General features: G+C 77.3%; 12 protein-coding genes, 3 tRNA genes and 1 pseudogene. 11 read left to right on the plus strand and 5 right to left on the minus strand.

The genetic code is table 11. The features are described 5' to 3' along the window. The coding region (gene rsgA, locus ACFQ11_RS34705; RefSeq protein ID WP_378306627.1) for a ribosome small subunit-dependent GTPase A at positions 1–846 on the plus strand (846 nt) is incomplete at its 5' end. A gap of 235 nt (positions 847–1,081) precedes the next feature. On the opposite strand, the gene ACFQ11_RS34710 is transcribed toward rsgA, so the two are convergent. From ACFQ11_RS34710 to ACFQ11_RS34720, 3 genes are all read right to left on the minus strand, one after another. After that, positions 1,082–1,154, minus strand: a tRNA-Arg gene (locus ACFQ11_RS34710). Between the two features lie 37 nt (positions 1,155–1,191). Beyond that, a tRNA-Cys gene (locus tag ACFQ11_RS34715) sits at positions 1,192–1,264 on the minus strand. 27 nt (positions 1,265–1,291) lie between these two features. Continuing rightward, positions 1,292–1,364: transfer RNA gene (locus ACFQ11_RS34720), tRNA-Gly, on the minus strand. Between the two features lie 464 nt (positions 1,365–1,828). On the opposite strand from ACFQ11_RS34720, the gene ACFQ11_RS34725 reads away from it, so the two are divergent. From ACFQ11_RS34725 to ACFQ11_RS34735, 3 genes are all read left to right on the plus strand, one after another. Beyond that, entirely contained in the window at positions 1,829–3,286 is a 1,458-nt protein-coding gene (locus ACFQ11_RS34725) for a benzaldehyde dehydrogenase (RefSeq protein WP_378306629.1), read from the plus strand. A 240-nt stretch (positions 3,287–3,526) separates the two neighbouring features. After that, complete coding sequence (locus tag ACFQ11_RS34730; protein ID WP_378306631.1) at positions 3,527–4,450, plus strand: alpha/beta hydrolase; 924 nt, start codon at positions 3,527–3,529, stop codon at positions 4,448–4,450. Between the two features lie 102 nt (positions 4,451–4,552). Then, positions 4,553–4,864, plus strand: a complete 312-nt coding sequence (locus ACFQ11_RS34735; protein WP_378306633.1) for a hypothetical protein — start codon at positions 4,553–4,555, stop codon at positions 4,862–4,864. A gap of 44 nt (positions 4,865–4,908) precedes the next feature. On the opposite strand, the gene ACFQ11_RS34740 is transcribed toward ACFQ11_RS34735, so the two are convergent. After that, positions 4,909–5,574: a LysE family translocator gene (locus ACFQ11_RS34740; RefSeq protein WP_378306635.1), complete on the minus strand. Its 666-nt coding sequence runs from the start codon at positions 5,572–5,574 to the stop codon at positions 4,909–4,911. Between the two features lie 96 nt (positions 5,575–5,670). Then, positions 5,671–6,468: a hypothetical protein gene (locus ACFQ11_RS34745; RefSeq protein WP_378306637.1), complete on the minus strand. Its 798-nt coding sequence runs from the start codon at positions 6,466–6,468 to the stop codon at positions 5,671–5,673. A 265-nt stretch (positions 6,469–6,733) separates the two neighbouring features. Here ACFQ11_RS34745 and ACFQ11_RS34750 point away from each other — a divergent pair, with 265 nt between their 5' ends. The 7 genes and pseudogenes from ACFQ11_RS34750 to ACFQ11_RS34780 all read left to right on the plus strand — a co-directional run. Continuing rightward, entirely contained in the window at positions 6,734–7,750 is a 1,017-nt protein-coding gene (locus tag ACFQ11_RS34750) for an AAA family ATPase (RefSeq protein ID WP_378306639.1), read from the plus strand. Then, positions 7,747–8,835, plus strand: coding sequence for a DUF58 domain-containing protein (locus tag ACFQ11_RS34755; RefSeq protein ID WP_378306641.1), 1,089 nt, complete (start codon positions 7,747–7,749; stop codon positions 8,833–8,835). Before ACFQ11_RS34750 ends, ACFQ11_RS34755 begins: the two co-directional genes overlap by 4 nt. Next, positions 8,832–9,779, plus strand: a complete 948-nt coding sequence (locus ACFQ11_RS34760; protein ID WP_378306643.1) for a VWA domain-containing protein — start codon at positions 8,832–8,834, stop codon at positions 9,777–9,779. The genes ACFQ11_RS34755 and ACFQ11_RS34760 overlap by 4 nt, the downstream gene beginning before the upstream one ends. Positions 9,780–9,845: 66 nt before the next feature. Next, the gene (locus ACFQ11_RS34765; protein ID WP_378306645.1) at positions 9,846–10,499 is read left to right on the plus strand and encodes a class I SAM-dependent methyltransferase; all 654 of its coding nucleotides are present in this window, start codon (positions 9,846–9,848) and stop codon (positions 10,497–10,499) included. Further along, positions 10,496–11,041 (plus strand): TrmH family RNA methyltransferase, encoded by a 546-nt coding sequence (locus ACFQ11_RS34770; protein WP_378306647.1) that lies wholly within the window; start codon positions 10,496–10,498, stop codon positions 11,039–11,041. The genes ACFQ11_RS34765 and ACFQ11_RS34770 overlap by 4 nt, the downstream gene beginning before the upstream one ends. Positions 11,042–11,147: 106 nt before the next feature. Further along, positions 11,148–11,723: a TetR/AcrR family transcriptional regulator gene (locus ACFQ11_RS34775; RefSeq protein ID WP_378306649.1), complete on the plus strand. Its 576-nt coding sequence runs from the start codon at positions 11,148–11,150 to the stop codon at positions 11,721–11,723. 167 nt (positions 11,724–11,890) lie between these two features. Further along, positions 11,891–12,260, plus strand: a pseudogene (locus ACFQ11_RS34780) (MFS transporter); the annotation flags it as partial.

Raw genomic sequence — 12,260 nt, forward strand, 5'->3', positions numbered from 1 at the left:
CCGGGCGGGCGCCCGGTGCTGGCGGCGCTGCTGCCGCGCCGGACCGCGATCGTGCGGGCCGGTGCGGCGCGGGATTCGCGGGGGCTGGTGCTGGCGGCGAACGTCGACACCGCGGCCGTCGCGGTATCGGCGGCGGCGCGCCCGTCGCCGGGGCGGCTCGAGCGGCTGCTGGCGCTGGCGTACGACAGCGGCGCACGGCCGGTCGTGGTGCTCACCAAGGCCGACCAGGTCGATCCGGGGGACGTCGCGGCGGCGGAGGCCGCCGCGGCCGCCGCGGCCCCGGGCGTGGACGTCGTGTCGTGCAGCGCGCTGACCGGGGACGGCGTGGACGTGGTCCGCGCCGTCCTGGCGGGCACGGTGGTGCTGCTGGGGCCGTCGGGGGCGGGCAAGTCGACGCTCGGGAACGCGCTGCTGGGGGATGCGGTGCTCGCGACCGGCGCGGTCCGGGACGGTGACGGCAAGGGCCGGCACACCACGGTGCGGCGCGAGCTGCTGCCGCTGCCGGGCGGCGGCGTGCTGATCGACACGCCCGGCCTGCGGGGCGTGGGCCTGCAGGACGCCGGCGAGGGGCTGCGGCGCACGTTCGCCGACGTCGAGGAGCTGGCGGAACGGTGCCGGTTCGGCGACTGCGCGCACGACACCGAGCCCGGCTGCGCCGTGCTGGCCGCGGTCGAGGACGGTTCGCTGCCGCGCCGCCGCCTCGACGGCTACCGCAAGCTGATGCGGGAGAACGACTGGGCGGCGGCGCGGTCGGACGCGCGGCTGCGCGCCGAGCGGGAGGGCCGCCGCAAGGCGATCTCCCGGTGGCAGCGGCAGATGTACAAGGAACGCGGGAGAGACCGCTGATGGCCGGGCCGGGGACGCGGCGGCCGCGTCCCCGGCCCGCGGTGGTTCCGTACGGGGGGCCCGGCCGGGACGCCGTGCGGCGCCGGTCCCTGCGGGCGTGACCGGGCGTCCCGCTCGGCGGTACCAGCCCCTCCGGAGGGCGCCGGGTGCGGGGCCTGCGGGATGTGGTCGCGCCGGGCGGCCCCTTCCGGTGGTGCCCATCACAGGGCCGTGCCGTCCGCGGTGGGCGGTGGGGTCTCCCCGGCAGGATTCGAACCTGCGTTCTCCGGCTTCGGAGGCCGGTGCTCTGTCCGCTGAGCCACGGGGAGGCGTCCCCGCCCCCGGGTGACAGGGGGGCGGGAACCGAGACGCCGGTGGGATTCGAACCCACGTGTGACGGCTTTGCAGGCCGCCGCCTGAACCGCTCGGCCACGGCGTCGGGGCCCGCCCGGGGCGGGGCGGGCGGTGACCTCGGCGGGATTCGAACCCGCGGCTTCCGGCGTGGCGGGCCGGTGCTCTGACCGCTGAGCCACGAGGTCGAGAGGAACACACGAGGTCGGGGAGGAACACGAGGTCGGAGGAACAGGCGCGAACACGCCGTGCGAGGGGACGCGCGGAAGCCCGGAGGGTCGGCCGCGCCGGTACGGACCGGCCGCCCGGGGACGCGAGGTCGGAGGTGGTGTTACCGGGCGCGGTCGCGGCGGCGACAGCGCCGGGCGACGGTGGTGCGGATCATGGTTCCGGCCCTCCTCGTCCGTCGCTGGCCGGGGCGGCCTTCGCCACGGCTTCGAATGCGGCCTTCGTTGCGGAGCCGCGCCTCTGTCCCGGGGCCCGGTTCCGCCGTCGGCACCGCCAGGTTGCCCCGGGCGGGCGGTGCGGCGCAACGCATTTTCGCCGCGTCCGCCAGCGGCTTCCGCTGAGCGGAAAGCCGCTGTTCGGTGGGGTCGCGGGCGCGGTGATGGTGGGGGCGACGCATTCGGCAGACGGGTCCGTGGGAGGAACGATGGCGCTGCTCGATCCCGGTGTGTGGACCGGGAAGATCTTCGATGGCGGGTGGGTCTCCGGCGGGGACGGCGGATTCGACGTCGTCGAGCCGGCGACCGGGGCGACGCTGGGGGTGCTGGGCCGCGCGGACGGCGCGGACGCGGCGCGGGCGGCGTCGGCGGCCGCGGCGGCGCAGCGGGACTGGGCGGCCCGCTCCTACGAGGAGCGCGCGGCGGTGCTGCGGCGCGCGGGGCGGCTGTTCGAGGAGCACGCCGCCGAGATCGAGGGGTGGATCGTGCGGGAGGCGGGGTCGATCCCGCGGAAGGCGGCGCTGGAGGCGAGGTTCGCGGCGAACCTGTGCTACGAGGCGGCGGCGCTGGCGTCGCATCCGCAGGGCCTGGTGCTGCCGTCGGCGCAGCCGCGGTGGAGCCTGGCGCGGCGCCGCCCGGCGGGGGTGGTGAGCGTGATCGCGCCGTTCAACTTCCCGCTGATCCTGTCGATGCGGTCGGTGGCGCCGGCGCTGGCGCTGGGCAACGCGGTGCTGCTGAAGCCGGATCCGCGGACGGCGGTGTGCGGCGGCGTGACGGTCGCGCGGATCTTCCAGGAGGCGGGCCTGCCCGAGGGCGTGCTGCATCTGCTGCCGGGCGGCCGGGAGGCCGGCGAGGCGGTGGTGGCGGCGCCGGAGGTGCGGGTGGTGTCGTTCACCGGGTCGACGGCGGCGGGCCGCGCGATCGGCGAGGTGTGCGGGCGGCTGCTCAAGCGCGCGCATCTGGAGCTGGGCGGCAACAACGCGCTGATCGTCCTGCCGGGCGCGGACGTGTCCAAGGCGGTCGCCGCGGGCGCGTGGGGCTCGTACCTGCACCAGGGCCAGATCTGCATGACGACGGGCCGCCATCTGGTGCACGAGAGCCTGCACGATGAGTACGTCGATGCGCTGGCGGCCAAGGCCGACGGGCTGGCGGTCGGCGACCCGGCGGCGGGCCCGGTGCAACTGGGGCCGATCATCGACCGGGGGCAGCTCGAGCACGTGGACGCGCTGGTGCGCGACACGGTCGCGGCGGGCGCGCGGCTCGCGGCGGGCGGCGTCCACGAGGGGCTGTTCTACCGGCCGACGGTGCTGGCGGACGTCGCCCCGTCGATGCCCGCGTACGCGCGGGAGGTGTTCGGGCCGGTGGCGCCGGTGGTGCCGTTCTCGTCGGTGGAGGAGGCGGTGGCTCTGGCGGCCGACAGCGAGTACGGGCTGTCGCTGGGGATCCTGGGCGACGTGGGGCGTGCGATGGAGATCGCGGACGCCGTTCCGACGGGGCTGGTGCACATCAACGACCAGACGGTCAACGACGAGCCGGTGGTGCCGTTCGGCGGGCTGGCGGCGTCGGGGAACGGCTCGCGGTTCGGGGGCCCGGACGCCAATATCGAGGCGTTCACCGAGACGCAGTGGGTGACGGTGCGAGGCGAGATCGCGCCGCATCCGTTCTGATCGGCGTTTCCGGCGTGTGCTCGCGGCCCGCCGTCCCCGAGGGGGCGGCGGGCCGTACCCGTTCCGTGCGCCCTTCCGTGCCGGTCAGACGGGCCGGTCAGACGGGCCGGTCAGACGGGCGGGGCGGGCGGCGGGCGGGGCTCCGGCGCCGACTGCGGCGGAGGTGACGAGGGGCCGGTGGGTAGGGGCCGGTGGGTAGGGTGCCCGGCAAGTCGTCCGCGCGGGGCGCTGGAGGGGCTCATGGGTCGCGATCCGCAGTATCTGGCGTTCATGCGCGGCCGTCTCGCGGCGGACGCGGGCGGGCCCCGGTCGCTGGCCGAGGCGCGGCGGGCGCACGCCGCCGATCTGGCGCGGTCGCCGCGGGTTCCGGTCGGCGCCGTGGAGGACGTGCGAGTGCGGGGCGCGGAGGGGACGCTGCGGGCACGCCTGTACCGTCCGGCGGGCGCGCCGCCGGGCGGGCCGCTGCTGGTGTACTTCCACGGCGGCGGGTGGGTGCTGGGCGACGTGGAGTCCTACGACCCGGTGGTGCGGGCGCTGGTGGCGGCGAGCGGGGTGGCGTGGCTGTCGGTGGACTACCGGCGGCCGCCGCGGCACCGGTTCCCGGCGCCGCTGGACGACGCGGTGGCGGCGGTCCGGTGGGCGGTGCGGCGCGCGTCCGCGCTGGGGCTGGACGCGGGCCGGGTGGGGGTGGCCGGGGACAGCGCGGGCGGGCAGCTGGCGGCGGCCGCGGCGGGGCTGCTGCGCGGGGCGGGGCCGGAGCGGCCGGTCGTGCAGGTGCTGCTGTATCCGGCGCTGGATCTGCGGGCCGGGCCGCCGCCGCTGCCGGATCCGGACCCGGACGGGCTGGGCTCGGCGGGCGGGTCGGCGGACGCGGCGCTGCGGATGTACCTGGGGGACGCCGACCGGTCGAGGCCTGAGGTGTCGCCGCTGCTGGATCCGGATCCGGGGACGCTGCCGCCGGCCGTGATCGCGACGGCGGAGTTCGACCGGCTGCGTCCGCAGGCGGAGCGGCACGCGGCGCGGCTGCGGGCGGCGGGGGTGCCGGTGACGGTCGTACGGGGCGGGGGCCTGGATCACGGGTTCCTCGGGTGGGGGTCGTTCGCCCGGCGCCCCGCCGAGGCGATCGCCGAGATCGGCGCGGCCGTCCGGGACGCCCTGCCCTGACGCCCGGGCGTCCCGGTCGTTGGCCCGCGGCCCGTTCCCTCCTGTTTCAGGGTGGTTGACCTGGGCAATCACTGAAGGGACCGGACGGTGAAGGGGGGATCTGTGCAGAAGACGCATCGGCTGCGGATGGTGCGGGTCGCCGAGTCCGGTCTGGAGGAGTGGGCGTGCCCGGTGTGCGGGCGGCGGATGCTGCTGCGGTGGCCGCCGGACTGCCGCAAGGAGGTCGTCGACCGGGGCGACGAGGAGGCGTGCCACGTCGCCGACGGCGACCCGAAGGCCGCGGACGGCCCGGCGGACGGGCCCGCCGAACGGACGGGACGCCCGCGGGGCGGTGTCGCGGCGGCCTCGCGCCGCCGGCTGCGCGAGACCGGGGTGCGTTTCGCCGCGCGGGAGGAGGCGGCGCCGGCCCGGTGACGGCGCGTCCGCGCGGGGCGCCGTCCGCGGGGGCGGCGGGCGGTTCAGCGGGTGTCGGCCGCCAGGCGGACGCCGAGGCCGATCAGCACGACGCCGGAGAGCCGGTCGAGGCTCCGGCGGACGGCGGGGCGTGCGAGGAGTCTCCGGGCGGACGCGACCAGCCACACGATGACCGTGTACCAGGCGAGGTCGATGAGCGCCCACAGGACCGACAGCAGGACCAGGGCGGCGGGGACCGACCATCCCGCTGGGACGAACTGGGGCAGGAAGGACACGGCGAAGACGCCGGCCTTGGGGTTGGCGGCGTTGGTGATCAGCCCGTTGCGGTAGTCGCCCCACCGGGTCCCGCCCCGGGGAGCGCCGGGGGCCGTGCCGGGAGCGTCCGCGCCGGTGTCGAGGGGGACGGCGATCCGGCGCCGGGCCTGCCGGAGGGCGCGGACGCCGAACCACACCAGGACGGCGGCTCCCGCGACGCGCAGGCCGTCGTAGGCCAGGCGGGACGCGGCGAGCAGCGCGGTGAGGCCCGCGGCGGCGGCCAGTCCCCACGCCAGCACGCCGGTCTCGTTGCCGAGGACGGCGGCGAGCCCGGCGCGGCGCCCCGACAGCATCGACGCCCGCATGATCACCACGGTGCTGGGGCCGGGGGCCATCGCGATGAGCACGGCGGCGCCGGTGAAGGCCAGGAGCGTCTCGGGCAGGGGCTGCGGCATGCGTTCATGCTGCCCGCCGCGGCCGCGTCCGGCAATGCCCCGCCCGGGCGCGGGCCCCGCCCGCTCACACGGGCACGGGCGGGGCCGGGGCCGCGGTCACAGGGGGCCGCCGTCGTCGTCTCCGCCGTCGCCGCCGGTGGGCGGCGGGGTGGGGCCGGGGCCGGTGGGCGGCCCTCCCGGGGTGGTGGGCGGCCCGCCGGGCGTGGTGGAGGGCACGGGGGTGCTGGGGGCCGACGGCGGCACCTCGGCGGTGGGGGTGGGTTCGGGCGGCAGCGGCGGGGGCTCGTCGGGTTCGGGGCTGCACATGTTCAGCAGGAACAGCAGCAGCAACAGCACCAGCAGCATCGCGGCGAGGGTGAGGACGGCCGTGACGAGGCTGCGCTGCGGGGCGCGTTCGCCGGGCGGGGCGGGCGCGGGCCCGCGGGCGGGCGCGGGGGGCGCCAGCGCGGGTTCGCCGGAGCCGAGCCAGTGGGGCTGGAACTGGGGGCCGCGGCGCCTGCCCCGGCGGCCGCGGGCGCCGCGCTCGGCGGTCCCGTCGAGCAGGACCGGTTCCAGGAACCGCTCGGCGCCGGGACGGTCGGGTTCGTAGGCGGTCGCGACCCAGGGGGCGGGCCCGTCGGGCTGCGCGGCGACGACGGGCGCCGCTCCGGAGGCCGGGGCGGGCCCGGGCGGCCCGGGGGTGGGGGCGGGTGCGGCGGCGGTGATCGCCGCGCGGAACCGGTCCCGGGCGGCGGCGTCGCCGGCGGCGCCGCGGTTGAGGACCGCGACGCTGGCGCGCCGCCCGTGGGCGTCCACGCCCAGGAACACGATTCCGGCGGCGGTCTCCGACAGGCGCGCCGACAGGCGGAAGGGCCCCAGCTGCGCGGGGTCGCCCGGGGGCAACGGCCTCGACATGGCGGCCACACTAACAACCGCGCTCTACGATCGGCTCCCGAAGGCGCCCGCGCCGGGGGCCTTCGGCGGGGCGCGCGGCGGGGCCGGGGCGCGGCGGGTAAGACGTCCGCGGGGACACGCTGTGTCCCCGCACGAACGGGTACAAGTGATCGCGTAGGGTCGGAAGGCGCCCGCTTGGCAGGACGGCCGGCAGGAGACGGTGCCGGCCGAGCACCGGCCGGAGCGCCGGCCGGACCAGTGCTGGTTGGACAGTGAGGACTCCCACATGACCATCGCCGCCCACGACGTCGACGAGGCCGCGGCACTGCTGCAGAGCACGGTCGCGGAGGTCAAGAAGGTCATCGTCGGCCAGGAGCACATGGTCGAGCGGATGCTCGTGGCGCTGCTGGCGCGCGGCCACTGCCTGATCGAGGGCGTGCCCGGGGTCGCCAAGACCCTCGCGGTGGGGACGCTGGCGCGGGTGGTCGGCGGGACGTTCGCGCGGCTGCAGTTCACGCCGGACCTGGTGCCGTCCGACATCGTCGGGACCCGGATCTACCATCCCTCCACCGAGCAGTTCGACGTGGAGCTCGGGCCGGTGTTCGTGAACTTCGTGCTGGCCGACGAGATCAACCGGGCGCCGGCGAAGGTGCAGTCGGCGCTGCTGGAGGTGATGGCGGAGCGGCAGGTGTCGCTGGGCGGGACGACGTATCCGCTGCCGCGCCCGTTCATCGTGCTGGCGACGCAGAACCCGATCGAGTCCGAGGGCGTGTACCCGCTGCCGGAGGCGCAGCGGGACCGGTTCCTGATGAAGGTGGACGTGCGGCATCCGGGGGCGCACGAGGAGCTGCAGATCCTGCGGCGGATGAGCGTGGACCCGCCGGAGGCGGCGCAGGTGCTGGACACCGGGCGGCTGGCGACGCTGCAGGCCGCGGCGGCGGAGGTGTCGGTGCACGAGCTGGTGGCCGACTACATCGTGCGGCTGGTGATGGCGACGCGCGAGCCCGAGCAGTACCGGCTGCCGGATCTGCGGCCGGTGATCGAGATCGGGGCGAGCCCGCGGGCGACGCTGGGGCTGGTGTCGGCGGCGCGGGCGCTGGCGCTGCTGTCGGGCCGCGACTACGTGCTGCCCGACGACGTGCGGGCGGTGGCGCGGGACGTGATGTCGCACCGGCTGGTGCTGACGTTCGACGCGCTGGCCGACGGGGTGGCGGCGGGCGACGTGATCGGGCAGATCCTCGCGGCGGTGCCGCCGCCGCGGGTGGTGTGGAACCACGGGGCCGCGGCGGTGACCTCGGCATGACCGCCGGCCCGGGGGACGGCCCGCCCGCCGAGCGGGGCGGGTCCGCGCGGCTCGCGCCGGAGCGGACGCTGCGGCGGCTGGAGCTGCAGGTGACGCGGCGGCTGACCGGGCTGCTGAACGGTGAGCATCTGGGGTTGCTGCCGGGTCCGGGCACCGAGCTGGCCGAGGCGCGCCTGTACCAGCCGGGTGAGGACGACGTGCGGCACATGGACTGGGCGGTGACGGCCCGCACCACCAGCCCGCACGTGCGCGACCTGGTCGCCGACCACGAGCTGGAGGCGTGGGCTCTGGTGGACATGACCGCGAGCATGGATTTCGGCACCGCGGCCCTGGTGAAGCGGGAGCTGGCGGTGGCGGCGCTGGCGGCGGTGGGGTTCATGACGGTGCGGCTGGGCGACCGGGTCGGCGCGTACCTGCTGCACGGCGGCGGGCTGCGGCGGTGGCCGGCGCGGACGGGCAAGGCGCCGTTCTACGCGCTGCTGCAGGCGGTGCTGGACGCCCGCCCGCACGATCCCGCCGCCGGGGACGGGGCCGGTCACGGCTCGCCCGGGGAGCCGGGCCCCGGAGCGCGCGGCGGGCCCGGGGACCTGGCGGCCGCGATCGGGTCGCTGGACCGCGGGCAGTCCCGCCGCGGCCTCCGCGTGATCATCTCCGACTTCCTGCCGTCTGCGGGCGACGACGCCCCGCCACCGGACGGGTCCGGTGGCCCGGGCGGGTCCGGTGTCGGGGAGGCGCGGCCGCCGTGGGAGCGGCCGCTGCGCCGCCTGGCGGCCCGCCACCAGGTCCTGGCGGTCGAGGTCATCGACCCCCGCGAGCTCGAGCTGCCCGATGTCGGGCTGGTCGAGATGACCGATCCCGAGAGCGGCGCCGTCCACGAGATCGTCCTGAACCGCCGCGTCCGCGACCGGTACGCGCAGGCGGCCGCCGCGCAGCGCGCCCGCACCCGCGACGCGCTGCGCCGCTGCGGCGCCCACCATCTGGTCCTGCGCACCGACCGCGACTGGATCGCCGACGTCGCCCGGTTCGCCCTCCGCCAGCGCCGCGCCGCCGGCCGGCCCGTCACGACCGCGGGAGTGCGCCCATGACGTTCCTGTCGCCCGAACGCCTCTGGCTGCTGGCCCTGGTCCCGATCCTGGCGGGCCTGTACGTGGCGCTGCAGTGGCGGCGCCGCCACTACGCGGTGCGGTTCACCAACCTGGCGTTGCTGCAGCAGGTCGCGCCGCGCCGCCCGGGCTGGCGCCGGCACGTCGCCGCGGGCCTGTTCCTGGTGATGATCCTGCTGATGATGGTGGGGTTCGCGCGGCCCGCCGACGACGTCCGCGTCCCCCGCGACCGCGCCACCATCATGGTGGCGGTGGACGTGTCGCTGTCGATGATGGCGCGGGACGTGGCGCCGAGCCGGTTCGACGCGGCCAAGTCGGCCGCCAAGCAGTTCATCCGGGACCTGCCGGCGCGGTTCAACGTCGGGGTCGTCGCGTTCGCCGGCAGCGCCAACCTGGTCGCGGCGCCGTCGGACGACCGGGCCGCGGCGATCGCGTCCATCGACCAGCTCGTGCTGGCCAAGCGGACCGCGATCGGCGAGGCGGTGTTCACGTCCCTGCAGGCGGTGCGGTCGTTCGACGCGCAGGCCCGCCAGGACCCGCCGCCCGCGCACATCGTGCTGCTGTCGGACGGCGACAACACCACCGGCCGGTCGGTGCAGGAGGCCGTCACCGCGAGCCGGGGCGCGGACGTCCCGGTGTCCACGATCGCGTTCGGCACCCCCTACGGCACCGTCACCATCGAGGGCGAGACGACGAGCGTGTCGGTGAACAAGGAGACGCTGCGGTACCTGGCCGACAACACCGAGGGGCACGCCTACGAGGCCGCCGACGCCGGGCAGCTCAACGAGGTGTACGCCGACATCGGCACGTCGCTGGGCTACACGACCGAGCACCGCGACGTGTCGGCCCGCTATGTCGGGATCGCGTTGCTGTTCGCGCTCGCGGCGGGCGGCGCGTCCCTGGCCTGGTTCTCCCGCCTCCCCTGACCCGGGCGCCCGCCGCCCGGCCGGTGGTGCGCGGGCCCGTCCGCCGCACTGGTACGGTCGGCCGACGTGGGGGAGCACTATTTCGCCGAGCGGCCCGGCGCCGCGAGCCGGCGCCGCACCGTCGATCTGGTCCTGCCGGACCTGCATCTGCGGCTGGAGACCGACGGCGGGATGTTCTCGCCCGACCGCGTCGACCCGGGCACCCGGGTCCTGCTGGAGACGGTGCCCCCGCCCCCACCGGACGGCGACCTGCTCGACCTCGGCTGCGGCTACGGCCCGATCGCGCTGACGATGGCGGCCCGCGCGCCCGCGGCCCGCGTGTGGGGCGTGGACGTCAACCGGCGCGCCCTCGCGCTGGCCGAGGCCAACGCCGCGTCCGCCGCGCTGCCCAACGCCCGGTTCGCGGCCGCCGGCGAGCTGGACCCGGCGCTGCGGTTCGCCGCGATCTGGTCCAACCCGCCGATCCGCATCGGCAAGGCCGCGCTGCACGAGCTGCTGCTGGCGTGGCTGCCGCGGCTGCGGCCCGGCGCGCACGCCCATCTGGTGGTGCAGAAGCACCTGGGGTCGGACTCGCTGCAGCGCTGGCTGGAGGGCCGGGGCCTGCCCGCCGAGCGCGTCGCGTCCCGCTCCTCCTACCGCGTCCTGCGCGTCACCGCCCCGAGCACGTCCGAACCCGAGTCCGATCCCGATTCGCCGCCCGTGGAAGGCCCGACCCGATGACCACCCAGCAGGGACGCCGCCAGCTGCGCCCCACCGACGTCAAGCGCCTCAACCGCGACTGGCGGCGCCGCACCGAGTCCCGCCTGGGCCTGCTCGCCGAGTCGGTCACCCAGCCGTTCAACATGGGGTCGATCATCCGCAGCGCCGCCGCGTTCGGCGTCGAGCGCCTGTGGCTGGCCGGCAACGCCACCCCGCCCACGCACCGCAACGTCGCCAAGACCGCGCTGGGCACCGAGCGGTTCCTGGAGTGGGAGCACGCCGGGACCGCCGCCGAGGCCGCCGCCGCCGTCCGCGCGCAGGGGCTGCGGCTGGTCGCGGTCGAGCTGACCGGCGACGCCGTCCCGCTGCACGAGGCGCCGCTGGACGGCGACGTGTGCCTGGCCGTCGGCAGCGAGGACCACGGCTGCTCCCCCGCCCTGCTGGCCGCGTGCGACGCCGTCACCTACATCCCGCAGGTGGGACGCGTCGGGTCGTTCAACGTCGCGGTCGCCGCCGCGGTCGCGCTCGCCGAGGCCCGCCGCCGGGAGTGGGCCGCGGGCTGACCGGCACCCCGCCGCGGCCCGCCCGGGCGGGCCGTACGGGCGGCGCGCCGCCGCCCGGCCTACATGTAGCATGCGGAACCTTAAGGCCCTTAGGGAGAGGTGACGGATGCCGCGTGCCGGAGTGACCGCCGAACGCCTGACCCGCGCGGCCGCCGACCTGGCCGACGAGGCCGGGCTGGACGGCGTCACCGCCACCGCCCTCGCCCGCCGCTTCGGCGTCACCACCGCCAGCCTCTACTCCCACGTCAAAGGCATCGACGATCTCCGCGCGCGCCTCACCGCCCTCGCCCTCGACGAACTCGCCGACCGGGCCGCGGCCGCCCTCGCCGGACGCGCCGGCAAGGACGCCCTCGTCGCCTTCGCCGACGCCTACCGCGACTACGCCCTGGCCCATCCCGGGCGTTTCGAGGCCGCCCGCGCCCGGCTCGCCCCCGCGGTCGCCACACCCGACGTGGTCGCCGCCGGGCGCCGGCACACCGAGCTGACCCGCGCGATCCTGCGCGGCTACGGCGTCCCCGAAGCCGACCAGACCGCCGCCGTCCGTCTCCTGGCCGGCACCTTCCACGGCTACGTCACCCTGGAGGCCGCCGGAGGCTTCGCCCACAGCGGCGACACCGGCGCCACCTGGCGCAAGGTCCTCGACGCCCTGGACGCCGCCCTCGCCCACTGGCCGGCCGGCTGACCCGCGTCCCGCCCGCGCCCCGCCGCGGCCCCGGTTAAGATCGTCCCGTGCAGTTCCTCTTGTGCGCCTAGGACGCCCCCGCGCCGCACCCGCTCCCGGCCGGTGCGGCCCTTCGGCGTCCCTTCACACCGCCCGCCCCCGCGGGCCCGCATCCGAGGAACACACCCGTGTCCTACAGCGCCGTCCTGCGCGCGCCGCACGCTCGCCGCACGTTCGCACTCACCCTCATCGGCCGTCTCTCCTTCGCCACCGCCCCCTTCTCCCTCACCCTGGCCCTCGTCGCCGCCACCGGCTCCTACGGCGTCACCGGCGCCGTCATGGCCCTGTACGGCCTCACCGTCTGCGCCCTCAGCCCGCTGCGCGCCCGCATCATCGACCGCCGCGGCCCCCGCCGCGTCCTCCCCCCGCTGACCGCCGCGCACGCCGTCGTCCTCGCCGCGCTCGCCGCCGCCACCTGGCGTCCCGGCGCCGCGGTGCCCGCGCTCGCCGCCCTCGCGGTCGCCGCCGGGGCCGCCGCGCCGCCGCTCGGCGTCCTCA

The organism is Actinomadura sediminis (genome assembly GCF_042675525.1).
In the GTDB taxonomy this organism is placed as follows: domain Bacteria; phylum Actinomycetota; class Actinomycetes; order Streptosporangiales; family Streptosporangiaceae; genus Spirillospora; species Spirillospora sediminis.

What these genes read in the sequence shown, in the direction of transcription:
- ACFQ11_RS34770 (WP_378306647.1), top strand. Translation starts at nt 10,496, where the DNA reads ATGACCACCCAGCAGGGACGCCGCCAGCTGCGCCCCACCGACGTCAAG.
- ACFQ11_RS34750 (WP_378306639.1), top strand. Translation starts at nt 6,734, where the DNA reads ATGACCATCGCCGCCCACGACGTCGACGAGGCCGCGGCACTGCTGCAG.
- ACFQ11_RS34740 (WP_378306635.1), bottom strand. Translation starts at nt 5,574, where the DNA reads ATGCCGCAGCCCCTGCCCGAGACGCTCCTGGCCTTCACCGGCGCCGCC.
- ACFQ11_RS34730 (WP_378306631.1), top strand. Translation starts at nt 3,527, where the DNA reads ATGGGTCGCGATCCGCAGTATCTGGCGTTCATGCGCGGCCGTCTCGCG.
- ACFQ11_RS34760 (WP_378306643.1), top strand. Translation starts at nt 8,832, where the DNA reads ATGACGTTCCTGTCGCCCGAACGCCTCTGGCTGCTGGCCCTGGTCCCG.
- ACFQ11_RS34725 (WP_378306629.1), top strand. Translation starts at nt 1,829, where the DNA reads ATGGCGCTGCTCGATCCCGGTGTGTGGACCGGGAAGATCTTCGATGGC.
- ACFQ11_RS34745 (WP_378306637.1), bottom strand. Translation starts at nt 6,468, where the DNA reads ATGTCGAGGCCGTTGCCCCCGGGCGACCCCGCGCAGCTGGGGCCCTTC.
- ACFQ11_RS34755 (WP_378306641.1), top strand. Translation starts at nt 7,747, where the DNA reads ATGACCGCCGGCCCGGGGGACGGCCCGCCCGCCGAGCGGGGCGGGTCC.
- ACFQ11_RS34775 (WP_378306649.1), top strand. Translation starts at nt 11,148, where the DNA reads ATGCCGCGTGCCGGAGTGACCGCCGAACGCCTGACCCGCGCGGCCGCC.